The organism is Corallincola platygyrae, from assembly GCF_039544265.1.
Classification (GTDB): Bacteria; Pseudomonadota; Gammaproteobacteria; order Enterobacterales; family Neiellaceae; genus Corallincola; species Corallincola platygyrae.
Map to the genome: position 1 here is coordinate 118,175 of NZ_BAABLI010000017.1, position 23,921 is coordinate 142,095.

A 23,921-nucleotide genomic window follows, 5' to 3' on the forward strand; every position below is an offset into this window, starting at 1 on the left:
GCAGGAAAATCTAGACGCGGGATTATAGCAACCGATGCAGGGCAGCTACATCTTCAAATTCAATCGTTGGCAGAGTATGAATATCAGAGGCCAGTTTTAACGGCTGCTTGTGCACGTTAAGCCAGCCACTTTGCCAACCTGCCATATTGGCACCGTGGACATCGGTATGCAGGTTATCGCCGATATGCAGTAGCTGATGCGGTGCCAGTTTTAAGCGGCGTTCAGCTTCTCTGAACAGGCAGTGAACTGGTTTCATCGGCCAGCCGTCACCAGCAAACAGCGCCACATCAAAGTAGTCAGCCAAGCCAATCGCTTCGAGGCTGACATTGCCGTTACTGATGGCAGCCAATGGATAGCGCTCAGCCAACCCCGCCAGCAGTTGGTGGGTTTCCTCCGCCACTTCCACCTGATTGCGCAATTCAAGAAAATGGGCAAACGCGTCACGACTAAGCTGACGTGCCTGGCGTTTGCTTAACCCCAGTGCCAATGCCATTTCCCGTATCGCCCAACGGCGCAGGCGACTAACATCATGTTTCAGGAATGGGTAGACATCGACCAGCGCATGACGACGCTTCCACCAGTCATCACGACTGTATTGCGCCCACTCAGGTACTTCCGATTGCAGGTAAGCCCAGGTGCCCTTTTCTGCCCCGGTGATCACTGGAACGTTGTCATACAGGGTATCGTCGAGGTCGAAGCTCAGCGCAGTGGGCGTATGAAAGCTGCGGTAGCAGGTCCAGCGGTGCTGTTGGGTTTGCATCGACAACGATTCCTCTGTGTTTGTATCTTTTCGCACGACTCTTTTTCGGCGCTACTTTCTTTATTCTACTTCTTACGCTTTTTTGCTCTGGGGTGGGCCTGGTCATACACCTCAGCCAAATGACTGAAATCCAAATGCGTATAGACCTGTGTAGTGCTCAGGTTGGCATGCCCTAACAGCTCTTGCACCGCCCTCAGGTCCCCCGACGACTCCAACATATGGGTCGCAAATGAGTGCCTGAGTTTATGGGGATGCACCTTGTCTCCCAACCCCTGACGCTGCGCCCAATGTTTCAGTCTCGCCTCAACACTTCGCGGTGAAAGACGCCGCCTCTGCTTGCTCAGAAACAACGCAGACTCATCGGTATCAGCAAACTCGCCACGTACCCGGATCCAACGCTGAATCGCTTTTTTGGCTTCGCCACCAAAGGGCACGATACGGGTTTTATTACCCTTACCCGTCAGCCTGACCTCCTGACTGGACAGATCCACCGCATTCATATCCAGCGAGACGAGTTCCGCCAAACGCAAACCACTGGCATAAAACAACTCAAACATCGCTTTATCACGCAGTGCCAGCGGATCATCGTCGGTGATCTCCAGCAGTTGGTCCAACTCATCCACATCCAGATTTTTCGGTAGCGGCTTGGGCCGTTTGGGTGCTTGGATCCCTTCCGCAGGGTTGGCCTTCAATACACCTTCCCTTACCAGGAACTTACAGAAACTACGGAGCGCGGAGAGTTTTAGATTAAGCGTTGAAGGAGACAGGCCGTTAAAACTGAGGTCCGATACATAATGACGGATCATCGGCTGTGACATTGCCGTCCATTCTGGCATCAGCTCTGCCATCTGGATAGCAAACTCGTTTAACGTTCTCTGGTAGTTGGAGCAGGTGTGGGAGGAAGCGACCCGCTCATAACGCAGGTAATCGAGAAAGCGCTGGATCCAATGCTCCAACGCTTGTGGGATCTCAGGCTTCATGGTTCGCTATCAGGCGAGGCAGTAACGTTGATAACAACGCACGCAATTGATCCACCAACAGCGAATCCATATCCGGTTCGAAGTGGTGAGCATCATGGCTACCGATAGCCAGAATGCCATGGGCTTCACCCGGCTCACCAATCAGCAGCAGTGCCGCTGATTCCACCTGTTTGTCGCCAAACAGAATCCATTGTTCCTGTTGACCCAGGCGACCAAAATAACAGCTACCTCCGCCGAGTCGACGGGTAAGTACCTGCTCCGCATCATCACGGATCAGGGTCAGTTGACGCTCACCACCGCCGTAATCAAACAGGCGTAACGCAACTACGGGCAGACCAAGCTGTTCAGACAGATGTTGCTGCAGTAAACGCTGCACTTCAGCGATCTGCTCACAGCCCAACAGATCTGTGTATAGCTGGCTGTAAACGCGGAAAATACGCTCGTTACGCGCCGCCACCGACATCAGCTCGGTGATCTCCTCTTTGAGATCTGCGTTTTGCTGGCGCAGTACAGTCAGCTGCCGTTCCGTTAACGACACCGTGCCGAGATCGGCATGGGGTAATCGTAACGTGCCCAGCAGGTTAGGGTGACGTGAAAAGAAATCTGGGTTGTCGGCCAAAAAATCGACCACGGCCAGCTCATCCAGTTGGGCGATCACCGCCTCTTGTTTGGATTGCTCACTCATAAGTTAATCTGTCCATCAAATACAAACTCAGCAGGGCCGGTCATGCGCAATGGCTTGTTCTGTCCCTGCCAGCGAATGGTGAGGCTGCCTCCCGGCAGGTCCACTCGCACTTTTTCTGATAATTTACCTTGTAGCTGGCCCACGGCCACGGCACCACAGGCACCTGTGCCACAAGCCAACGTCTCACCGACACCACGCTCAAATACACGTAGCTTAATGTGGTCGCGATTAATGATCTGCATAAAACCAATGTTGGCACCTTCTGGGAATCGCTCGTGACGTTCCAATGCCGGGCCCAAGGTTTCTACCTCTGCAGTGTCGATATCCTCTACCTCCACCACACAGTGTGGATTGCCCATGGAGACAGCACCAAACATCACGGTTTGCTCATCAATCCTCTCCAGATAGGTTTTCTCCATTTTGTTTGCGCGAAGAGGGACTTTATTGGGCTCAAACTGCGGCACGCCCATGTTGACGGTCACACCGCCGTCACGCTCAACCTGAAGTACGATCTTGCCAGACTTAGTGGTAACACCAATGCGGTGTTTGTTGGTCAGGCCCTTGGCGCGAACAAAGCGGGCAAAACAGCGCGCGCCGTTGCCACACTGCTCAACTTCGCTGCCATCGGCATTGAAGATGCGGTAGTGAAAATCGAGGTCCGGATCATAGGGCGGTTCGACAACCAGTAACTGGTCAAAGCCGATGCCAAAATTCCGATTGGAGAGCTTGCGGATCTGCTCTTTGGACAAAAACACGTTCTGGGTGACGCTATCGACCACCATAAAGTCATTACCCAGGCCATGCATTTTGGAAAAATTTACCAACATCCAATTCTATCCGCTGTTAATTATTATTTGGGGCGTGCTGCCATCAGGACGCCCCATATTAGCAAGTTATAGCGCTACATGCTTAAGCGCTTTTCTCAGTTAAGGTAAGACCGCTTCGCCCTGCCACAGCGACTCGCGCGTTTCACGGGCACGGATCAGGTGGGCATCGGAGCCATCAACCATCAACTCTGCGGCACGTGGACGCGAGTTATAGTTAGAGCTCATGGTGAAACCATAGGCACCGGCTGAACGCACCACCAGCAGGTCACCCTGGTCAATGGCCAGCGAGCGATCTTTACCGAGGAAGTCTCCCGTCTCACAGATAGGACCGACGATATCGTAAATCGCTTCCGGCACATCCGTACGCGGTTTCACCGGCACAATCGCCTGCCATGCGCTATACAGCGACGGACGGATCAGGTCATTCATGGCCGCGTCGACAATCGCGAAGTTCTTCTCTTCGCCTGGCTTCAGGTATTCCACTTCGGTCACCAGGATCCCGGCGTTGGCCATAATGGCGCGACCTGGCTCAAATACCAGCAACAGTTCCGGTCGGTCAGCCAAACGCTCACGCAGTGCGCTGGCGTAAGCTTCCGGGTGCGGCGGGGTCTCATCGTCATAGGTCACACCCAGACCACCGCCCACATCCAGATGACGGATCTTGATACCCTGCTCAGCCAGGTTATCGATCAGTGCCAACAGGCGGTCCAGCGCATCAATAAAGGGAGCGATATCGGTCAGCTGAGATCCAATGTGGCAATCCACACCCACCACATTCAGGTTTGGCAGTGACGCGGCTTTGGCGTAGGTCGCCGGTGCTTCCGCAATGGCGATTCCGAACTTGTTCTCTTTCAGACCCGTGGAGATATAGGGGTGGGTCTTTGCATCCACATCTGGATTCACACGGATAGACACAGGTGCGATCTTGCCCATCTCACCCGCCACCTGATTCAGACGGTCTAATTCCTGGCTGCTTTCAACGTTGAAGCAATGAATACCCAGCTCCAGTGCGTAGGCCATCTCATCAGCGGTTTTTGCTACACCGGAGAAAACCACTTTGGATGGATCGCCACCCGCTTCAACGACACGCGCCAACTCACCAGCTGACACAATGTCGAAACCTGCACCCAAACGCGCCAGTACATTCAGTACCGCGATATTGGAATTCGCCTTAACCGCATAACAAACCAGGTGTGGGTGGTCGCCTGCCGCTGCTTCAAACGCCTGGAAATGACGTTCGATGGTGGCACGGGAATAGATATACAGGGGTGTACCATATTGCGCGGCCAACTCAGCCACGGCGGTCTGCTCAGCAAAGAGCTGGCCGTCTTGGTAATTAAAGTGGTCCAAATGAAACTCCTTATGAATCGGCGGCTGGGGCTGGCTGGGGCGCTGGTTCAGAAACCTGTTCCGGTTTTTCCGCTTTTGAGGCATCTTCCGGGAGGTAGAGTGCTCCCTTGTTTCCACAGCCTGCGGCCAGCATCAGGGTTAGCGCCAGCGTTGCGCCTATTCTCTTATCCATCATGGCAAGTCGGTGATCTGAATCAATTTGGCCTCTATAATCGCACCCATACAAGCAAAAGCAAAGCGGACCTAACATGAACGACAGTCAGTATCACCAATTAGCCGATCAACAGATGACCGCCATCGAGGAAGCTATCGATGAAAGCGGTGCGGATATCGATTACGAATCACAGGGTGGGATCCTGACACTAGAGTTTGAAGACAGCAGTAAAATCATCATCAACAAACAAGCGCCTATTCATCAATTGTGGCTGGCGACCAAGTTTGGTGGCTACCATTACAACTATGTTGAAGGCCAATGGATTGATGATCGCAGCGGTGATGAGTTCACTAGCTTTCTCAGTGACGCCATCAAGCAGCAAAGTGGTGAAGAGGTGACGTTTTGAGCACTATAAACGCCACTGACAGCCTGGATTACATTGAGCTAAATCCTGAACAAGAGGCCGACGCCTGTGTGATCTGGCTGCATGGTCTAGGTGACTCTGGCGAAGGGTTTGCCGGCGTACCGCCTTATCTTGGCCTGCCTGAAGAGCACAGAATACGCTTTATCTTCCCCCATGCCCCTGAACGTCCGGTCACCATAAATGCCGGTTATATCATGCGTGCCTGGTACGACATTAAAAGTCTGGATCTCGAGGGGCGCGCGCCGCTGGATGAGGTACTTGTTTCCTGTGAGCAGGTGACACACCTCATTGAGCAACAACTGGCAAAGGGTATTCCGTCGGAGAGGCTGTTACTGGCAGGGTTTTCACAAGGCGGTGTTATCACCCTGCACTTGGCGCCCAGATTCAAAAAACCATTGGCGGGTGTGGTCGCGCTTTCTACTTACCTCTGCCAACCGGAACTGATGGCAACCGAACAAGCACCTGAAAACAGCACCCTTGAAGTCTTTTTTGGTCATGGCAGCCAGGATGATGTAGTGCCTTATATCGCCGGACAGCATGCGGTAGAAACGCTGACCCAAAATGGCCATAAGGTCGATTTTCAGACCTATCCGGTCGCACATACAGTGTCGATGGAAGAGTTGGAAGCAGTCGGGAAGTTTATTGCTGAACGGTTACCTGTTCTCAGTTAACAAACGCTTTCTCAGATAGCCAAAGCTAAACCGCTTGTTGAACTTCAGCCACAGGTTGGCGCTTAACCGAGCGGTATGGCACCACGCTTAGCTCTTTGTTTTCGTCTCGGATAATGTCGTAAAACTGCGGCAGGTTAAAGTTTACCTTGGCCTGGCTGCAGGCTTCTTCGGAGGAGGTATAGAAGCGGTTAATGCTCTGCACTAACTCATCTTTGCTGCCGCCATAACTTGGGTATGCTTCAACCGTATTCTTCTCATCTACCACGTAGATATTGAGCTGGTCAGGTTGCTGATCGAAGAAGAACTGTACCAAACCTTCACTGGCATTGGCTTCCACCACTTTAGGCGGACGCACTTCATTGCAGTCATCCACCTTCACTTCAGCATGGTCACGTTTGCACTGGGAGATATGGCGGTACAGGTCGACCGAGTTGTCGATCGCCTGGCAGCTAACCTCTTTGGCTGAGAAGGTTAAGCCATGTTTCTCTTTGCCTATCGGCAGCACCATCAGATGAGGGCGATGACAATCACGGTGCAGGCGATGATCGATCGCTTCTTCCAGCAGTTCCTGCACTCGACGGCGGATCTGGCTGGAGAACTGTTCTGAGTAACAGAACAGATCAATCGAAGTGGGGCGGCTGGCGTGTTTGCTCATCTTGTTGGTGATGGCGGTCAAACCTTCCAGCAATGAGTGTTCACCCTCAAAACTGGCGACATGAAGTTCGTTCCAGCTATTCAGATAGAGCACATCAATACTGGTCACCAGACATTGTTGCTCTGGACCAAACTTAAGCACGTCATGACTGCTGACATCAAAATCGATAACACGGTCACGCCAAGGCACTGTCGGGTCATTAATCAGGTTAACAAACACCGCAAGCTGGCCGATCTCACTGGGGCGAGACAACGCTGACTTGTTAACGGCAGGACGACGTACCGGGAAGCAGGCCCGCAAGTCAGAACTGCATTGCTGCAACGTGCGCAGATCCAGCGCACTCTTCTGACGATAGATGTAGAGTTCGCTGTCTTTGGTCATCACACCATTGAAGTGTGCCCAACTCAGCACCTTCATTAAGGAATCTGCGTGTTTCTGCGGCTTGGCACCAAGCAGTTTGGATGTTTCCAATGGACGCTTGTACAGATACCAGCCTGCATCCACCTTACGGCCTTCCGGCACTTCAATCAGGGTGATTTCAGGCTCTTCCAAATCTGGAGATATCTGTGGATTAATCAGATTAATCTTGGAGGGCAGGCTTTCGAAGGCGGAGTAGAGTTTACGGGAGAGAATACCAATATCTTCTGGATCGATCGCTTCGGAGATATTGTTGTCACGGGCAAACTGGATAAGCTTTCGGAAGCTCAATAACTGGGTATCCAGCAATTCGGTATAGGCTACGCGAACCTGCTCGATCTTCCAGTGATTGCGATTATCGAGATGTCGCAGTTTCTCCTGATCCCATCCCCAGCTTTCTACCAATGAACGAATAGCACCACGGCGCCACTCACCTTCATGACGATCCGGTGAACTGAGCTTTTCGTGGGTTTTCAGATAGAAACAACGACGGGCAAGATCCAGACGCTTTTCGTCGCCCTGACCTTCAAGGTACTCGGTCACTTTCAGCAACATGCGATAGTAAGGATCGAGCAACAGCGGGTCATCACAGCCTTCATGCAGGATACGTTTCAGTTCCACACAAAGCAGTTTGCTATTGGGATATTCGTAGGAATACGCTTCCATCAGCAAGGTCTTCAATACCGCTTTGTATGGCGAATCGATCCCTTTATAGAGCTGCCAAAGGGTGGCGCCGAAATACTCTTCTGCGGGCACGCCACTGAAGCCGCCCATATCAAGCCATTCGCTCTTGTCCACTTCACCGCTTTGGTAAAGCTCTTCCACCACTGTGTTGTACTTGCCTTCGAGTTCAGCCGGGATCAAAGACCAGATCAGATGACGGCCAGCAATGCGCACGGCACTGCGATAAAACTCATCAAGCAACAGGAAGTGCTGAGCACTGCCACAGTTTTCTTCGGTCAGAACCTGGTTATGACCGCTACGGAACTGTTCCGGGTTTACCAGAAAGAAGTTGGCTTCCACACCCATGGTGAAGGCCCACGCCGTTAACTGCTCACATTTCAGTCGCAATGTTTCCTGCACCGCAGGATCAAGGTTGCAGTGATGGCACACCCAGATATCCAGATCGCTCTCGGTGCATTGGCCTATCGACGCTGTCGAGCCCATGCAATAAAGACCGATAATGTCGGATTGGGTCGGAATGGGCAGTTGCTCAACACCCGCACCACCCATGCTACGAACCAGCTCATCGGTTAATGACAGCTGCTGACTGCTGGGCTCAAAATTGGCAAGACCGCAGGGCGTATCGAGAGAGACAAAACCGGGGAGTTCGGGGTGATTAAAATGAAACAGGGTGGGGAGAAGGCGGAAAACACGACGACCAGCAGAGGTCAGACCAGCTTCTGCGCGACTCAAGCGAAGCTGGTTGTAGTTAACAACCCGCTGCTTCACTTTAGTTAATTGCGCTATCTGCAAGTGACCGGCCTCAGTTACCTGTTAAATAATTGTTATTGGCGAACCACATTGCACCAGGCAAACAGCGTGATCAAGGCGGTAATTTTCGATTAGATTGTGACCAATATAACAGTAGTCAATTGCTCAGTAAACCATCAACCCTATTTGTTATAAGCGTTTTTCGCTATATTCCATTCTGTTAACAAGCCTTCAACAAAATTCGATGCCTTCAGAACTAAAAGTCCGCGTGAATATCACGCCAAAAGAACCGAAATTACAGCAGCAAACAGAATGGCGATGGGGCCGAATTTTCAGCGCCGCATTATTACTGCTCGCTGTAATAATTGCACTGTTTTTATTAGTAAAAAAAGATGAACCGGTGCGTGATATTTCACCCGTTTCAATCGTGCAACCAGAGCTTGCGATATCACCGACAGAAAGTGCAGACTTAGTAGCCGAAGCCCAGGAGCCACCAGAATCCCTCATCACATCGGCTCCCAAAGATGAACCCGTGCCAGAAGCTTCAGTACCCGAAGAACCTGCTGAGGGCTATGCGACGCTCACTCAGGCGGAATTGGCAAAACCGCTTCAAGACCAACCGGCGCCACAACCTGTCTCTGAGCCCAAAACGCCAGAACTCGAAGCCGAAGTTCCAGAAGTAGCCCCGGAGATTTCACCAGAGGAATTAGCGCCCGAACAGGTCGAACCGCCAGCCGATACAGCAGCAAAAGCACCGGCCCCTGAGCCAATCGAAGAAGCAACTAAGCTGCCAAAGGCACAGGATAAAAAGCTGAGTGAAAAGATCAGTGACAACATTCGAAGAGACCAACTGGCTTTGACAGTTGACCGCCGTGAACCCAGCCAATTGGTTGCTGCGGGTGAAACGCTTAATGGCAGCTCAGTAGTTCGATTGTTCTACTTCAATGAATTTGCCGATATGAATGGCGCAGTGGTAACCCACTTTTGGCTGCATAAAGGCAAGGTTGTCGCTAAGGTGCCCCTGAAAATCAAAGGGGACCGCTGGCGTACCTATTCCAGCAAATACCTGCCCGTCAGCCAATCTGGCGAATGGCGAGTCGAAGTGCGTGACGAGCAGAATAACTTACTCGCTTACCAACTGTTCTACAGAGAAAAGTAAGTCTGCCCCGCCTCTGAAACCACGCAGATAGACCGCGAGCGAAAAGCTCCGGTTCTATCTGAGCGGATATCTGAATTCCTCAAATAGTGCCACCAGATCGCTGCAATCAGATCTAAACTTAGACAGCTAATAAACTGTCAGGAGGCCCTATGCGTAGCCAGTTTAGAGCGATCAATGCCGACAATGGCCAAGCCGTCGAAGTAGAGATCTTTGCTGATAACCACAGGCATGGTTATACCCCTACCGAAGGCAACAGTTATCTGACTCTGGAAGGTAGTGGTCACTGGTTTGCCATGCTCGGCAACAGGAGAGTGGCGCAGGGAGAGCTGGCTGATGGTCAGTTTGAGCTTATCTTCAGCGAGGGACGGGAACCACATATAAACTTCCACAAATAAAAGGATTAACAAGGAAAAAGCGTGCGATGACGCCCTCGGATCAGCGTGGTAGGATGAGACATTCAAAATTATTCAAATAATCCGCGCTAATGACCCGAACGATCCGCATTGCCACCCGAAAAAGCCCACTCGCCATGTGGCAGGCAGAGTATGTTGCTGCCCGTCTGACTGAAGCCCATCCTGATTTAACCGTTACCCTGGTTCCCATGAGCACCAAGGGCGATAAAATTCTTGATACCCCTTTGGCCAAGGTCGGTGGTAAAGGGCTGTTCGTTAAAGAGTTGGAAGTGGCGATGCTAGAGGGTCGGGCGGATATTGCCGTACATTCGATGAAAGATGTACCTGTCGACTTTCCTGATGGCCTGATCCTCCACACCATCTGTGAACGTGAAGATCCCCGTGATGCCTTTGTCAGCAATAACTACAGCGCATTAGACGACCTGCCTGAAGGAGCCGTGGTAGGCACCTCCAGTCTGCGTCGCCAATGTCAGCTGCGAGCACAACGTCCCGATCTGGTTATCAAGGATCTGCGCGGCAACGTAAACACCCGCTTAGCCAAGCTGGATGCAGGCGAATATGACGCCATAATTCTCGCCACTGCAGGCTTACTTCGCCTGGAGATGCCGGAGCGAATTAAAGCCAAACTCACACCAGAGCAGATACTGCCAGCGGTTGGACAAGGTGCGGTGGGTATCGAATGTCGGGCAGAAGACAAAGAAACACAAACACTACTCAATGCGCTGCAACATGATGATACCGCCGCGCGGGTCACTGCCGAACGTGCCATGAATCTGCGTCTGCAGGGCGGTTGTCAGGTACCGATTGGCAGTTACGCTGAAATCATTGATGACCAGCTCTGGTTACGCGGCCTGGTCGGTCACCCAGACGGCAGCAAACAGTTCACAGCGGAAGCGAAAGCCCCCTTGTCTGAAGCGCTTAATCTGGGAGAACAGGTTGCGGACGCCCTGTTAGCCCAAGGCGCAGACGAAGTGCTGAAAGAGGTATACGGCAACTGATGCAAAAGGACACGGCAGTGAGAGTGCTGGTCACCCGCCCCGAGGGGCGAGGTGAAGCGCTGCAGCATCAGTTATCAAAACTCGGCCTGTTTGCTCACTGCCTTCCTCTTCAATCTATTGTCCCCAGCGATAACCTGCCCACCCTTGCCCAGCGCATTTCGCGCCTGCCAGATTCAGCTTTGATCATTGGCACCAGCCACTATGCCATCACGTTTCTCTCCTCTGTTCCCGGTTTCAGGTGGCCTGATTGCCACTATATTGCTGTCGGTAAAGCCACCGCACAGGCGTGGCAAGAATCAGGCGTAGACGCTCAGATACCAGAGACACCCAGCAGTGAAGGTGTATTGGCGATGCCGGAAAGCGGATTGGTTCAAGAGAGAAATGTATTTGTGCTCAAGGGGCTAGGTGGCAGAACCCTGTTGTCAGAAACCATGAGGGCGCGTGGTGCAAAAGTCGCAAACCTGGAGATATACCAAAGACAGGCGATGCCACTGAGTGAGCCACTGACTTCATTAATTTTACGCCTGCAATTAAACACCATACTCGCCACCAGCGGCGAGCTGGTCACGCTTATCTCTGACGCGTTAAACGGTCAGCCGAAACTGAAGCAGGAGTTGACCCTGCTGGTACCTAGTAAACGCGTGCAAGAAATAGCACAATCACTTAATTTTACTAGTATTATCAATACTCATAGCGCCAGCGATGAAGCCGTGTTGCGGGTATTGTCAGAATTGAATCAAACAGGTAACGCCAATGGCTGAAAAAAAACAAAACAAAGCGCGTGACGTTGAAGCCAAATCCAGTGCCGAAAAGTCTGCCAGTGACGCCGAAAAAGTCGAGTCCACGGCGCCCTCAGAGAGTAAGGTCGAACAGACCAAACCAGAGAGTGAAAAAGCTGCACCTGAGCCTGCTGCCCGCCAGCCTGTTACTGAGCCTTTGACGTCACCCAAGCCACAAGCGGCGACACCTGTTGCCAGTCAAAAACCACCCTCTAATCGCCTGGCGGTGTTTGCCTTCCTGTTAGCTGTTATCTCATTAGTACTGATGCTGTTTATCAGTTATCACCTCTACCAGCGCGGCCATGCTGCCAGCACGGATATCAACGAGCTTGAAACGCGCACACTCACCCAGCAAGTAATGCTCGAGAAGATGCAACCACTCAATGAGCTGCCGAACCAGTTGGGAGCAGCACAAACCGACTGGCAGACTCAGTTTGAGCGCCAATCGGTCGAGATGGACCGTCTGAGCAATTCTCTGCTAACGCTGGCAAGCCGCCACCCCAGTGACTGGCTATTGGCTGAGACTAATTACTTGGTAAGACTGGCGGGACACAAGTTATGGCTTGAGCACGACATCACTACGTCACTGATGTTGCTGAGAGAAGCTGATGGCCGCTTAGCCGAGTTAGCCGACCCCAGTCTGACCAAAGTTCGCAAGGCCTTGGCGGACGATATGGCAGCGTTGAAAGCACTACCGAATGTTGACCGCAGCCACATCGCCTTATCCCTCAACGCGCTTGCAGGACAGGTTGACCAATTAGCGCTTAAGAGTGTCATCCTGCCAGACATTGACCAAGAACTAGACGACAACAAACCCAGTAGCAGCACTGACGACTGGCGCGATAATCTGGCAAAAACATGGCGTTCATTCGCAGATGACTTTATTACTGTTCGACGTCGCAGCAGTGAAGTAGAGCCGCTGCTAGCACCTGATCAACGCTGGTACCTGCAGGAAAATCTACGCGCTAAATTGATGCTGGCTCAGCTGGCGCTGTTCCGCGAGCAACAAGGTGTTTACGAGTCAGCCATTGATACCGCGTCTCAGTGGATAGATAACTTCTTCAAAACCGAAAACGCCAACACGCAGGCGATGCTCAAATCACTGAAAGAGCTCAAGCAGCATCAAATCGAGCCTGTTTATCCCGATGATTTTAAAGTTCGCGCGCCTCTGGAGCGTTTATTGGAGCGGCGCTTGAGCGCACTGCTGACCCCGACAAAGAAAGAAAAGACGGAGCCTGAGCAACCCGTAGCCGCTGCAGAAGAGCCAGTTAAGCCTCAGGAAAGCGGTCCTGTTGAAGAAGTGCCTCCAGCTGAACTTGAGCAACCAAAAGAGAACCAACCTGAACAAGTTGAAGAGCCTCAAGAGCAGGCGCCCCAGGTACCTGAGGAAGGTGGCCTATGACCAAGCTGATAATCATCATCATCCTTGCTGTCACGGGACTGGTGTTTGGCCCTGTTTTGGCTGGCAATAAGGGTTACGTGCTAATCGCATTGGGTACCCACACCATTGAAATGACTGCCGTGGTATTTGGATTCTTAGTGTTACTGGGAATTCTAAGTATCTGGCTAACGGAATGGCTGCTAAAGCGCACGATCAATGCTACCCGCAGTGCCCGCGAACTTATCTCCGGCCGACGCCGTCGTCAGTCTCGCAAGTTTACCCGCAGTGGTCTGCTGGCACTAATGAGCGGTGAGTGGGCAAATGCCGAGAAGTTAATGACTAAGGGTGCCAAGGGTAGCGCTCTGCCAGTGATCAACTATCTGGGTGCAGCAGAAGCGGCGCAGGCACAGCAACAGGTCGACCGCCGCGACCACTATCTGCAATTGGCCCATAAAAAGCAGGGCGACAATCCCCTTGCTGTATCCCTGACCCAGGCCAGGCTTCAGATCCAGCAGGGTCAGAAAGAGCAGGCGCTGGCAACTCTGAGCACGATACAGAAAGAACATCCAGATAACCCTCATGCGGTCATGCTGCTAAAGGACCTCTATCTGCAACTGGAAGATTGGGCCAATCTGCTGGACCTGATCACACCACTAAAACAAAGCAAACGCCTGACAGCAGATGAACTGGCATCTCTGGAACTAACGGCTCATCAGGGCTACTTCAGTCAGCTAAGCAGTCATCAGGGAGCGAAAGGCTTGGCCACCCATTGGGAAGGCTTGTCTCGTAAACTGAAACAAGAGCCAGCATTGGTCACCAGCTACGTCAAACAAATGCTCGCCTTAGGTGAAGATGAAGCGATGCAGCCGCTGGTCATTAAGACGCTGCGCAAACAGATAGTGCCCGAGTTATTAGCTATGGTGACCGAGCTGAAAGGCGATGCTGAAAGTCTACTGCTGGAAGCCAAACATTGGCTGAAAGGACAGTCTGAAAACCCACTGCTGTTGTCGGTTCTGGGTCAACTCAGCTTGCGCGCAGGACGGATAGAAGATGCAAAAACCTATCTGGAGAAGTCACTGCGGATCTCCCCAAGCGCTGAAGCGCATGCAGCGTTGGCTGAGGTGTTTGCTCAGAACCAGCAACCCCAGGAAGCATTTAAACAGTATCGCCAGAGTTTGGCCCTGGCGACACCTGCAACAAAAGCAATTTAGATAAAAGAGTAGGCGTCGCCGTAGAGGTGGTCTGGATGCAGGCCACGCTCTGCAAATGTGGCCCTGACTACACCCGCCATTTCAAATGGCCCAGCGACATAGACGTCGTAACCATCCAAACTGACAAAGTCTTCCAGTACCGCTTCGTGCACCTTACCAATTTTGCCTTGCCATCCTGAAGGTGGAGTTTCCAATACGGGGATAAAGTGGAAATGCTCTTTGCTTTCCCACTGCTGCGCCAGCGGTGTCAGGTAGAGAGAGCGACGGTCTCGGCCACCCCAGTAGAGGTATACCGGCTGTTTCAGGGGTTGCTTGAGCAACTCACCGATAATAGAGCGCGCGTAAGAAAACCCGGTACCACCGATCACCAAAACAATGGGGCGTTGCTGTGGTTGACGCAGATAAGCATCACCAAATGGCAATTCGACCTTAATCTCGCGGTTAACCTGCAGGAAGTGGATCACCTGCATCGCTTTGCCATCACGGATGGATGCGCCGATATGCAGCTCTAGTGTGCCGTCACCCGGGACAGATGCAATGGAGAAGGGTCGCTTGTCATTCGCAGTGATACAGAGTTGCAGGTACTGGCCCGCCTGAAAAGCTGCCGGCGACTCGGGACGCAACTTGATCCGGTATACAAACTCCGTCAATGGCGTCACCGATTCTACATGACACTGCAACTGCTCTGACATCAGGGGAAACTCCTAAGCTTTTAGTATTTCTATCGCTGGCTTATATCAGCCAATTTCTATTTTTATATCTGACGATGGCACCGCCAGGCAGGCAAAACACCACCCCTCGGCCTGCTCTTGATCTGTCAGTATCGGTGCCATTCGAGGGTAGCACACGGTACCGGAAGTGATGCGGCATAAGCAACTGCCACACGCACCTTGTCGACAACGGTAGGGCCAGGGTACGCCTGCAGCGAGCGCAGATTGTAGCAACGAATCCTGATCGCCGAAAACGAAGCGGTACTCACCATCATTTACTGTCACTTCGTGCGTTGCCATTGCTCCCTGCCTTAACCTTAGTGCTATGTATCTTTTTCAGACGAGGGGAAAATCTCCAGTTCCTGCCAAATGGCATCCACTTTGGATTTTACCGCTTCATCCATCACGATAGGTTCGCCCCACTCTCGGTCGGTCTCACCCGGCCATTTGTTGGTCGCATCCATACCCATTTTTGAACCGAGGCCAGCCACTGGCGAAGCAAAGTCCAGATAATCGATTGGCGTATGCTCGACAAAGGTGGTGTCCCGTTTAGGATCCATTCGTGTCGTTATCGCCCAGATTACATCTTCCCAACTGCGCGCATTGATATCGTCATCACATACCACAACGAACTTGGTATACATGAATTGGCGCAAAAAGGACCACACACCCATCATGACGCGCTTGGCATGGCCGGGATACTGTTTTTTGATGGTGACCACCGCCATCCGGTAAGAACACCCTTCCGGGGGCAGGTAGAAATCGACAATCTCTGGATATTGCTTCTGCAAGATCGGCACAAACACTTCGTTTAAGGCAACCCCCAGCACAGCAGGCTCATCAGGCGGACGCCCTGTGTAAGTACTGTGATAGATAGGGTTTTCACGCATGGTTACGTGGGTCACGGTAAACACCGGGAAGCGCTCAACTTCATTGTAGTAGCCGGTGTGGTCACCGTATGGACCCTCATCAGCTTCCTCACCTGGCTCGATATATCCTTCAAGAATAATCTCGGCAGTGGCTGGCACTTCCAGATCACAACTGATGCAATCAGCAACTTCTGTTTTACTGCCGCGCAGCAGCCCAGCAAAGGCATACTCAGACAGGGTATCAGGCACTGGCGTAACAGCCCCGAGCGTGGTTGCCGGATCAGCGCCTAACGCCACTGCTACCGGGAATTTCTCTCCCGGATGTGCTTCCTGCCACTCCTGAAAATCAAGTGCGCCACCACGGTGCGATAACCAGCGCATGATCAGTTTGTTTGGCCCAAGCAACTGCTGGCGGTAGATCCCCAGGTTCTGGCGTTTTTTATTCGGCCCCTTGGTGATGGTCAAACCCCAGGTAACCAATGGGGCAACGTCGCCAGGCCAGCAATGCTGTATCGGTAGAGCCGTCAAGTCGACCTCGTCCCCTGTCATCACCACTTCCTGGCAGGGCGGACGTTTAAGCTTCTTGGTTGGCATGTTGAGCACTTGCTTAAACGTGGGCAGTTTGTCGATCAGCTCTTTGAAGCCTTTTGGTGGCTCAGGCTCTTTCAGGTAAGCCAGCAGTTTGCCGACATCACGCAATGCATCCACATCGTCTTTACCCATTGCCAGTGCAACACGCTTTGGGGTGCCAAACAGGTTGGCCAGGACTGGCACCTGATGACCTTTAGGATGTTCAAATAAAAGTGCAGGGCCACCCGCACGCAAGGTGCGATCACATATCTCGGTCATCTCCAGATAGGGATCTATGGTTTGTGATATCCGTTTTAGCTCTCCAATGCTTTCCAGATAATCGATAAAGTCTCTTAAATCCCTGTATTTCATCTGTTTGCTACCCAAGATTTGATTGCTGTCATTATAACGATGCAATAACCCTGCGCCATGCTCTGAGCTGGGTTTCTAGCTCCTATACTGTCAACATTGGCAAAGGGAGTAGAACCGATGGCATTAACGGCGGAGTTACTGCTACTACTGTGTGCAATTTTTGCGCTTGTTATTGGCTCGGCTATTCGTCAGCTATTGCATGGTCGCAGCCTGCCTTACACCGTGGCGCTGCTATTAGTGGGACTAGCCCTAGGCGCGTTGGATCGCAGCGGATTATTGATACAGGTGGACCCTGTCAGTAACCAGCTGGTGACCTATATTGCCACCATGGAGCCTCACCTGATTCTGGCTCTGTTTCTGCCGATCCTGGTGTTTGAATCCGCCTTCAATATGGAACCGCACCTGTTTAAACGGTTGTTTCCCCAAATTAGTTTACTCGCTGTACCCGGGTTATTGATTACCACTCTGCTTACTGCTTGGGCATGTAAATCCCTGCTGCCTTGGGAGTGGAGTTGGCCTGAAGCGCTGCTGTTTGGCGCCTTAATCAGTGCCACAGATCCTGTGGCTGTGGTCGCCTTACTGAAGGAGATTGGTGCCAGAAAGCGCTTGGAAACCCTGCTTGAAGGGGAGTCATTACTGAATGACGGAACCGCCATCGTACTTTTCCTGTTGTTCCTTGGGCTGCTGCAGCCGGGCGCCACCATAGGCGGTGACACCCTGATTAGATTTGTTGTGGTTGCGGCAGGAGGTGCATTGGTCGGTTACCTGTTCGGCAGATTGTTCCTCGTATGGATCCGCAATCTTTCATCAGACCACCTATCCCAAATCAGTCTCTCGGTTGCTTCCGCTTTCTTCTGTTACATGTTTGCCGAACTTATTCTCCATGTTTCCGGCGTTGTCGCCGTGGTGACGCTGGGGTTAACCCTCACCAGTCAGATAGCACTTTGGTTGCCCAGTAAGGTACTCAGATTCCTCAATCAGTTCTGGCACCTGTTAGCACATGTCGCCAATACCCTGGCATTTTTGCTGGTAGGTATCACCATTGCAGTCAACATTCCCTTAGGCGACACCCTGTCATGGGGCTTGATACCCTGGGTTTATCTACTGGTGATGGGGATCAGAGCCGTCACCGTGTTCCTGCTCTATCCATTCCTGAAGATGTTACCCGGTGGATTTCGGTTGGATAAAGCACTGGTAATGGTCTGGGGCAGTCTGCGTGGTGCGGTAGCCCTGGTGTTAGCCCTAAGCCTTGTCCATGTGCCAGAGCTGGCAACCGAGCGTGGTCACCAGATCCTGTTTCTAACCGCAGGGGTAGTCTCACTTACACTGTTGATTAATGCGGCAACCATGCGCAGTCTCTGTAAATGGCTGAAATTGGATCAGCTGCCACCTGCGAAACAAGCAGCCATGGACCATGCCAGCAGCCTGTTAAATCAATCTGTTGCTGATGGGGCAAAAGCGCTAAAACAAGACCCGCTGTTTGCGTTAAGCAACTGGCCCAGAATAGAACAGCAACTCGGGCTGGATGACCAGACAGCGCCAGCACAACAGCCCGATCTGGACGCACTGTTTCGGCAATTACTGGAAGCAGAAAGGCAGTTTTACTGGCAACAATATCATCAGGGTTATCTCAGTCGCGCCTCGCTTCACCAAATGCTCAAAGCCTTGGACCTGGCACTCGACGGCTGCCCTAAACTCGATCACTACGCTGATATTGCCAACATGATTAAACCAGGGCTTTGGATGAAATGGCGACACCGTTTGCCCGGCGGTGAAGGCAGGCAGTTCAAGCAAGAGCAGCGCTATGTGGAAAGACAGTATGAGATAGGACTGAGCTTCCTGCGTGCACAAACGGCGCTTGAAGAGCTATTAGACCAACTCTCGCTGCCGGATACCTTAAGCGAGCCAGCCAAACATGCCCTGCATGAGAACTCCCGACAATGGAAAATAAAGCTGGAAGCCATGGCGCAGCATTATCCCGCGCTCTGTCGCGCGGTACAGACCCGGATTGCCAACCGCGTGTTACTGGAAAAACGCAGCGAAGCGATCGATAAACTCGCCAGTCAGGGGCTGCTGGAGAGTGGCGAGCGAACCAAACTGCAGCAAGATAATCGCCAACGACGCAGAGCCAGTGAGCAGAGTGCAAAATGGTCCCAACAGGAAAATGTATTGGCGCAACTGCAACAACTGAACACAACCTCCAGTTGGCCAATTGAACATCTCCAATCGCTGGTTCGAAACGGTAAACACAAGCTGATTGCCGAAGGCGAACTGATCTTCCCTGAGCCTCACAGCCATCATTGGCTGTTACTGCTGGCAGGCACGGTCCAGGTATTTGATCGCCAGGCGGGCTTGGTAACCGATGTCACCTTGAAACAGGCAGGCGTGCAGCTTGGCGTAGATCCCACCGGCAAAGCCGAATGCAGCAAAGGCTTAAAAGCGATCTGCCCGGTCGAAGTGCTGCTGTTAGATCGCACAGCGTGGAGTGCAATCAGCAAAGAGTTTTCTGCACTCCCCGCGAAGCTGCTCCAGTTACCAAAATAGGAATAAATTACATAGATTTGCTGGAAGAAGAGAGAGCTTGGATTATCTTTTAGAGCAGGGATTGGTATTGAGGACCACCTATGGAAGACACACTGTTATTTTCCGACGAGCCAGAGGACACAGAAGTACCCAAGCCATCGGAAGATAGCTATTGGCACGTATTAGTTGCCGATGACGAGCCTGCTGTGCATCAGATCACCCAGATGGTGATTGACGGCATGGAAGTAAAGGGCCGCAAGGTAAAACTGATCGCAGCCTATACCGGGGCGGAAGCGCTAAAAGTGATGACCGAAAGGGACGATATCGCACTCGCGCTACTTGATGTTGTTATGGAATCACCCACCGCAGGGCTAGATTGTGCTCGCGAGATCCGCGAAACCCTGAAAAACTGCTACACACGCCTGGTGCTCAGAACCGGCCAACCGGGACAAGCGCCCGAAGAACAGGTCATTCGCGATTACGACATCAACGACTACAAAGACAAAACCGAACTCACCTCAACCAAACTAAAGACCCTGATCTACTCTACCATCCGAAGCTATCGCGATATTTGTACGGTGAATCAAAGCCGAAAAGGCCTGCGCCGGGTGATCGATGCCATCAGTGAGGTCAACGAATCACATACGCTGAAGACCCTGGCCTCGGCCATTCTCGACCAAATAATCAACTTGCTGAACCTGCGCAGTGATGCGATATGCTGCCGTCAGTTGAGCGCTTACGCCGCCAGTATTCAGGATGGCCGCTACCATGTGTTGGCCACCAGCGGTGAGCTGGACCAGTATCAGGATGTCACCTCAATCGAGGAACTGCCGGCCGAGGTTGCTGAAGCCTTTAACCAGGCCACCAAACAGCAGGGCTCATTCTCCACCGATAAATACTATGTCTGCTACAAACGCTCCCATATGGGAGCCGAGAACCTGCTCTATCTGGAATACCGCGGCGAACTAAATGATCTCGACAGACAGCTTTTGGAGATTTACTCCACCAATGTTGGTCTGACTTATGAAAACCTACTGATCAGGGAAGAGATTGAAGATACCCAGCGAGAGCTGGTTTACATCCTGGGCGAGGCTGTTGAAGGCCGCTCAAAAGAGACTGGCGCACACGTCAAAAGAGTCGCTAAGCTCAGCCACTTTATCGCACTCAAATATGGACTGGATGAGGACGTCGCTGACCTTATTAAATACGCCTCCCCACTCCATGATGTAGGAAAAATAGGTATTCCAGACAGCGTATTGAACAAACCTGGCAAGCTGGATAACGAAGAGTGGGCCACCATGCAAACCCATGCATTATTCGGCGAGACTCTGCTCGCCAGATCCGATAAGCGGATACTAAAGGTAGCATCGGTGATCGCCGGTCAGCATCACGAACACTGGAATGGCAAAGGCTATCCGAAAGGATTGGCGGGAGAGGAGATTAATATTGCAGCTCGCATCACCGCCATCTGCGATGTAATGGATGCGTTAGCCAGTACCCGTTGCTACAAGGACGCCTGGGATTACGACCGAATTGTAGCGTTGTTAAAAGAACAAAGGGGCCAGCAGTTTGAACCTAAGCTGGTCGATATCGTTCTGGATAACTTTGATGAGATAAAGGCGATACGGGCCAGATACCCAGACACGGAATAACAAAAAAGGCGCTGATAATTCAGCGCTTTTTTGAACCATCAGCGTAAAAACTATCTCTTAACGCGACGACTTAACATCAAACCAAACAATGCAATGCCAGCCAGTAACGGCGTTGCAGGTGCTTCCACGTCAATCAGGCTAACAGCATCAATCAAACCGCCATAAGAGTTGCTGATACCGCCACCCTGGAAAGTAAGCGAGTATTCACCGGGAGCGAGCCAAAACTCGTAGTTCACACTCTGCCAGCCCTGCTGCGAACTTTTAGTTTCATTGAAACTGGCTAACGCTGAGTCGATCGGGTCGAAACTCACATTAACCACATTGTCATCTGCACGATTCGTGCGGGCGGCATAACTAAAGCTGAGTTCGTAGTAGCTGGCTTCGAGGATATCGACAACTTGTGTCATGGCTGAGTTGTTACGGCTATCGAGCTCAACAACCCAAGGGTTATCAGACTCAACACTGGAGCCGGTATACAAAGAATAACGACCTACTTCAATGCCCGCGCCTGCAGTGGTTTCCCAGCCCACCAAAGACTGATAGATCGACCAACTGCGAGTTGGCTGCTGCTCAAACTGGTCAAAGCTGCCATTTACAATGAGATTCGCAGAAGCGCTTGGTATCCAAACCAAGGCAGAGAGCAAGAATGCAATTACATATTTCATCGGAAATCCCTACTACCGAACACGACGAGTTCGTGTCTACTACTGAGACATATCCTACCAGTATAACAGCGAATACTTATTTTATTAACAAATACGTTCAATAAACATACAAAAAACCCACCATAAAGGTGGGCTTTTACTAGGGTCTATTGACCTTTACTGTTTGTTTTTGCAGCAAGATGTTGGTGATTTAGGCGAGGCAGAGGCTAAGAAGTTGAGTGGGCCTCAATGAATAGCCGATAACGAAGGATAAATCGCCAACAAATGCTGCCCGAAGGGTTCGTTGAAACACGTTCTGCGCTGCGTCATTCACTACTTTCTTAGATCGCTAAGTTACGTAGCTCATTTCTTGCTCAAAACGTGTTTCATTCGAACAAAATCCATACACGAAAGGTCAACAGACCCTAGCAACCTATCGGACTGACTTATGACTTTTGTTTCTTCATCGCATCGAAGAATTCGTCATTGGTCTTGGTCATGGCCAACTTGTCGATAAGGAACTCCATGCCTTCACTTTCATTCATTGGATGAACGATCTTGCGCAGGATCCACATCTTCTGCAGCTCATCTGGCGTGGTCAGCAGTTCTTCACGACGCGTACCAGAGCGATTAATATTGATGGCCGGGTAAACACGCTTTTCTGCGATCTTACGGTCCAAGTGCACTTCCATGTTACCTGTGCCCTTAAACTCTTCGTAGATCACTTCGTCCATCTTAGAACCGGTGTCGATCAACGCAGTCGCGATAATGGTCAGGCTGCCACCCTCTTCCACGTTACGTGCCGCACCGAAGAAACGCTTCGGACGATGCAGGGCATTGGCATCCACACCACCGGTAAGTACTTTACCTGAGCTAGGAATAACCGTGTTGTATGCACGTGCCAGACGAGTAATTGAGTCCAGCAGGATGACCACATCTTTTTTATGTTCAACCAGGCGCTTGGCCTTTTCGATCACCATCTCAGCAACCTGAACGTGACGACTGGCCGGCTCATCAAAGGTTGAAGCAACTACTTCACCCTGAACCAAACGCTGCATCTCGGTTACTTCTTCCGGACGCTCATCAATCAGTAATACCATCAGCTGACATTCAGGATGGTTGTAGGCAATTGACTGAGCCAGGTTCTGCAGCAACATGGTTTTACCCGCTTTTGGCGGAGCAACAACCAAGCCACGCTGACCTTTACCAATGGGAGATGCCAGATCCAACACACGTGCCGTAATATCTTCGGTTGAACCATTACCGCGCTCTAAGCGAAGTCGTTCATTGGCATGGAGAGGTGTGAGGTTTTCAAAAAGGATCTTGGAGCGGGCATTTTCAGGCTTGTCGAAGTTAACTTCATTAACCTTCAACAGAGCGAAATATCGTTCGCCATCTTTTGGCGGCCGGATTTTTCCGGCAATGGTATCACCGGTACGCAGATTAAAGCGGCGGATCTGACTGGGTGATACATAGATATCATCAGGTCCAGCCAAATAGGAGCTATCCGCACTCCGCAAGAACCCAAACCCATCTTGCAGGATCTCCAGTGCACCACCACCGAAGATGTCCTCCCCACTTTTGGCGTGGGCTTTGAGGATAGCGAAGATAATATCTTGTTTACGGGCACGGGCGAGGTTATCCAGCTTCATCGACTCTGCGATTGCGACAAGCTCGGAAATAGGTTTGTTCTTTAATTCTGTCAGATTCATGTCTGTGGGTTTCTTGACTGGTGGACGGCTCGCACGCAGCAGGCGCTACGGGTCCTTTGAATATTCCTAAGAATATATTGTGTTAAGTAAAGGATTTAAGTTGAAAAATGGTCAGGAAATGCACGAAGCAAGATCAGGTTAGCAGCTTAGTTGGGGGGCGTCCACTAAATGCGGCGGATATTCCGCCGCATTTCGGCACGGATCAAAGATTCGCGTCCAGGAACTCTTTCAGCTGAGTTTTAGACAGGGCGCCCACTTTGGTTGCGATCACACTGCCTTTGCTGAATAGCAGCAAAGTAGGGATTCCACGGATACCATACTTAGGAGGCGTCTGGGCGTTCTGGTCGATATTCAGCTTGCCGATTGTCAGCTTGCCATCGTACTCATCAGCCACTTCGTCCAAAATAGGGGCAATCATCTTACAAGGACCACACCATTCGGCCCAAAAATCTACCAATACCGGCTGGTCAGCAGACAGTACATCAGCCTCAAAGCTGTCATCACTTAGCTGAACAATCTTCTCGTTCATTTTCTTCTCCGCTTTATTAATCGACTGACGTGTAGCAGTGCC

General features: G+C 51.5%; 23 protein-coding genes. 10 read left to right on the forward strand and 13 right to left on the reverse strand.

Annotated elements, in window-relative coordinates; genetic code table 11:
* Positions 1–22 precede the first annotated feature (22 nt).
* From ABEA14_RS15195 to lptM, 6 genes are all read right to left on the reverse strand, one after another.
* Positions 23–760, reverse strand: coding sequence for an HAD-IA family hydrolase (locus ABEA14_RS15195; protein WP_345341002.1), 738 nt, complete (start codon positions 758–760; stop codon positions 23–25).
* Between the two features lie 65 nt (positions 761–825).
* Positions 826–1,740 (reverse strand): tyrosine recombinase XerC, encoded by a 915-nt coding sequence (xerC, locus tag ABEA14_RS15200; protein ID WP_345341004.1) that lies wholly within the window; start codon positions 1,738–1,740, stop codon positions 826–828.
* A complete protein-coding gene (locus tag ABEA14_RS15205) occupies positions 1,730–2,425 on the reverse strand; it encodes a DUF484 family protein (protein WP_345341007.1) in 696 nt (231 codons plus the stop codon). The genes xerC and ABEA14_RS15205 overlap by 11 nt, the downstream gene beginning before the upstream one ends.
* Complete coding sequence (gene dapF, locus ABEA14_RS15210; protein WP_345341009.1) at positions 2,422–3,252, reverse strand: diaminopimelate epimerase; 831 nt, start codon at positions 3,250–3,252, stop codon at positions 2,422–2,424. Before dapF ends, ABEA14_RS15205 begins: the two co-directional genes overlap by 4 nt.
* 99 nt (positions 3,253–3,351) lie before the next feature.
* Complete coding sequence (gene lysA / locus ABEA14_RS15215) at positions 3,352–4,602, reverse strand: diaminopimelate decarboxylase (protein WP_345341011.1); 1,251 nt, start codon at positions 4,600–4,602, stop codon at positions 3,352–3,354.
* A gap of 10 nt (positions 4,603–4,612) precedes the next feature.
* Positions 4,613–4,777 carry an LPS translocon maturation chaperone LptM gene (gene lptM / locus ABEA14_RS15220; protein ID WP_345341013.1) on the reverse strand — a complete coding sequence of 55 codons (165 nt, stop codon included), beginning with the start codon at positions 4,775–4,777 and terminating at the stop codon, positions 4,613–4,615.
* 73 nt (positions 4,778–4,850) lie between these two features.
* On the opposite strand from lptM, the gene cyaY reads away from it, so the two are divergent.
* Complete coding sequence (gene cyaY / locus ABEA14_RS15225) at positions 4,851–5,162, forward strand: iron donor protein CyaY (protein WP_345341015.1); 312 nt, start codon at positions 4,851–4,853, stop codon at positions 5,160–5,162.
* On the forward strand, positions 5,159–5,851 hold the full coding sequence (locus ABEA14_RS15230) for an alpha/beta hydrolase (RefSeq protein WP_377776213.1): 693 nt from the start codon (positions 5,159–5,161) through the stop codon (positions 5,849–5,851). Before cyaY ends, ABEA14_RS15230 begins: the two co-directional genes overlap by 4 nt.
* A gap of 25 nt (positions 5,852–5,876) precedes the next feature.
* Here the strand turns inward: ABEA14_RS15230 and ABEA14_RS15235 are convergent, their stop codons facing one another.
* The gene (locus ABEA14_RS15235) at positions 5,877–8,399 is read right to left on the reverse strand and encodes a class I adenylate cyclase (RefSeq protein WP_345341017.1); all 2,523 of its coding nucleotides are present in this window, start codon (positions 8,397–8,399) and stop codon (positions 5,877–5,879) included.
* 358 nt (positions 8,400–8,757) lie between these two features.
* Between ABEA14_RS15235 and ABEA14_RS15240 the strand changes: the two genes are divergently transcribed.
* The 6 genes from ABEA14_RS15240 (at position 8,758) to ABEA14_RS15265 (ending at position 14,298) form a co-directional block, all read left to right on the forward strand.
* Positions 8,758–9,516: a DUF2914 domain-containing protein gene (locus tag ABEA14_RS15240; protein ID WP_345341019.1), complete on the forward strand. Its 759-nt coding sequence runs from the start codon at positions 8,758–8,760 to the stop codon at positions 9,514–9,516.
* Positions 9,517–9,665: 149 nt separating this feature from the next.
* Complete coding sequence (locus tag ABEA14_RS15245) at positions 9,666–9,911, forward strand: hypothetical protein (RefSeq protein WP_345341021.1); 246 nt, start codon at positions 9,666–9,668, stop codon at positions 9,909–9,911.
* A gap of 89 nt (positions 9,912–10,000) precedes the next feature.
* Positions 10,001–10,927: a hydroxymethylbilane synthase gene (gene hemC, locus ABEA14_RS15250; RefSeq protein ID WP_345341023.1), complete on the forward strand. Its 927-nt coding sequence runs from the start codon at positions 10,001–10,003 to the stop codon at positions 10,925–10,927.
* Entirely contained in the window at positions 10,927–11,688 is a 762-nt protein-coding gene (locus ABEA14_RS15255) for a uroporphyrinogen-III synthase (protein ID WP_345341025.1), read from the forward strand. The genes hemC and ABEA14_RS15255 overlap by 1 nt, the downstream gene beginning before the upstream one ends.
* Positions 11,681–13,108 (forward strand): uroporphyrinogen-III C-methyltransferase, encoded by a 1,428-nt coding sequence (locus ABEA14_RS15260; protein WP_345341027.1) that lies wholly within the window; start codon positions 11,681–11,683, stop codon positions 13,106–13,108. The genes ABEA14_RS15255 and ABEA14_RS15260 overlap by 8 nt, the downstream gene beginning before the upstream one ends.
* Positions 13,105–14,298, forward strand: a complete 1,194-nt coding sequence (locus ABEA14_RS15265) for a heme biosynthesis HemY N-terminal domain-containing protein (protein ID WP_345341029.1) — start codon at positions 13,105–13,107, stop codon at positions 14,296–14,298. The genes ABEA14_RS15260 and ABEA14_RS15265 overlap by 4 nt, the downstream gene beginning before the upstream one ends.
* Here ABEA14_RS15265 and fre read toward each other — a convergent pair.
* Genes fre through ubiD form a run of 3 tightly spaced genes read right to left on the reverse strand, consistent with a single transcriptional unit; the run spans position 14,295 to position 16,819 of the window.
* A complete protein-coding gene (gene fre, locus ABEA14_RS15270) occupies positions 14,295–14,990 on the reverse strand; it encodes an NAD(P)H-flavin reductase (protein ID WP_345341031.1) in 696 nt (231 codons plus the stop codon). The genes ABEA14_RS15265 and fre overlap by 4 nt on opposite strands.
* 45 nt (positions 14,991–15,035) lie before the next feature.
* On the reverse strand, positions 15,036–15,308 hold the full coding sequence (locus ABEA14_RS15275) for a 2Fe-2S iron-sulfur cluster-binding protein (protein WP_345341033.1): 273 nt from the start codon (positions 15,306–15,308) through the stop codon (positions 15,036–15,038).
* A gap of 23 nt (positions 15,309–15,331) precedes the next feature.
* The gene (gene ubiD, locus ABEA14_RS15280) at positions 15,332–16,819 is read right to left on the reverse strand and encodes a 4-hydroxy-3-polyprenylbenzoate decarboxylase (protein WP_345341035.1); all 1,488 of its coding nucleotides are present in this window, start codon (positions 16,817–16,819) and stop codon (positions 15,332–15,334) included.
* A gap of 117 nt (positions 16,820–16,936) precedes the next feature.
* On the opposite strand from ubiD, the gene ABEA14_RS15285 reads away from it, so the two are divergent.
* The gene (locus tag ABEA14_RS15285; protein ID WP_345341037.1) at positions 16,937–19,363 is read left to right on the forward strand and encodes a cation:proton antiporter; all 2,427 of its coding nucleotides are present in this window, start codon (positions 16,937–16,939) and stop codon (positions 19,361–19,363) included.
* Between the two features lie 80 nt (positions 19,364–19,443).
* A complete protein-coding gene (locus tag ABEA14_RS15290; RefSeq protein WP_345341040.1) occupies positions 19,444–20,994 on the forward strand; it encodes a DUF3369 domain-containing protein in 1,551 nt (516 codons plus the stop codon).
* A 50-nt stretch (positions 20,995–21,044) separates the two neighbouring features.
* Here the strand turns inward: ABEA14_RS15290 and ABEA14_RS15295 are convergent, their stop codons facing one another.
* The 3 genes from ABEA14_RS15295 to trxA all read right to left on the reverse strand — a co-directional run bounded on the left by ABEA14_RS15295 (position 21,045) and on the right by trxA (position 23,879).
* Positions 21,045–21,659, reverse strand: a complete 615-nt coding sequence (locus tag ABEA14_RS15295; protein WP_345341042.1) for a DUF642 domain-containing protein — start codon at positions 21,657–21,659, stop codon at positions 21,045–21,047.
* 425 nt (positions 21,660–22,084) lie between these two features.
* Positions 22,085–23,350: a transcription termination factor Rho gene (gene rho / locus ABEA14_RS15300; protein ID WP_345341044.1), complete on the reverse strand. Its 1,266-nt coding sequence runs from the start codon at positions 23,348–23,350 to the stop codon at positions 22,085–22,087.
* Positions 23,351–23,552: 202 nt separating this feature from the next.
* Positions 23,553–23,879, reverse strand: a complete 327-nt coding sequence (gene trxA / locus ABEA14_RS15305; RefSeq protein ID WP_345341046.1) for a thioredoxin TrxA — start codon at positions 23,877–23,879, stop codon at positions 23,553–23,555.
* Between the last annotated feature and the right edge of the window lie 42 nt (positions 23,880–23,921).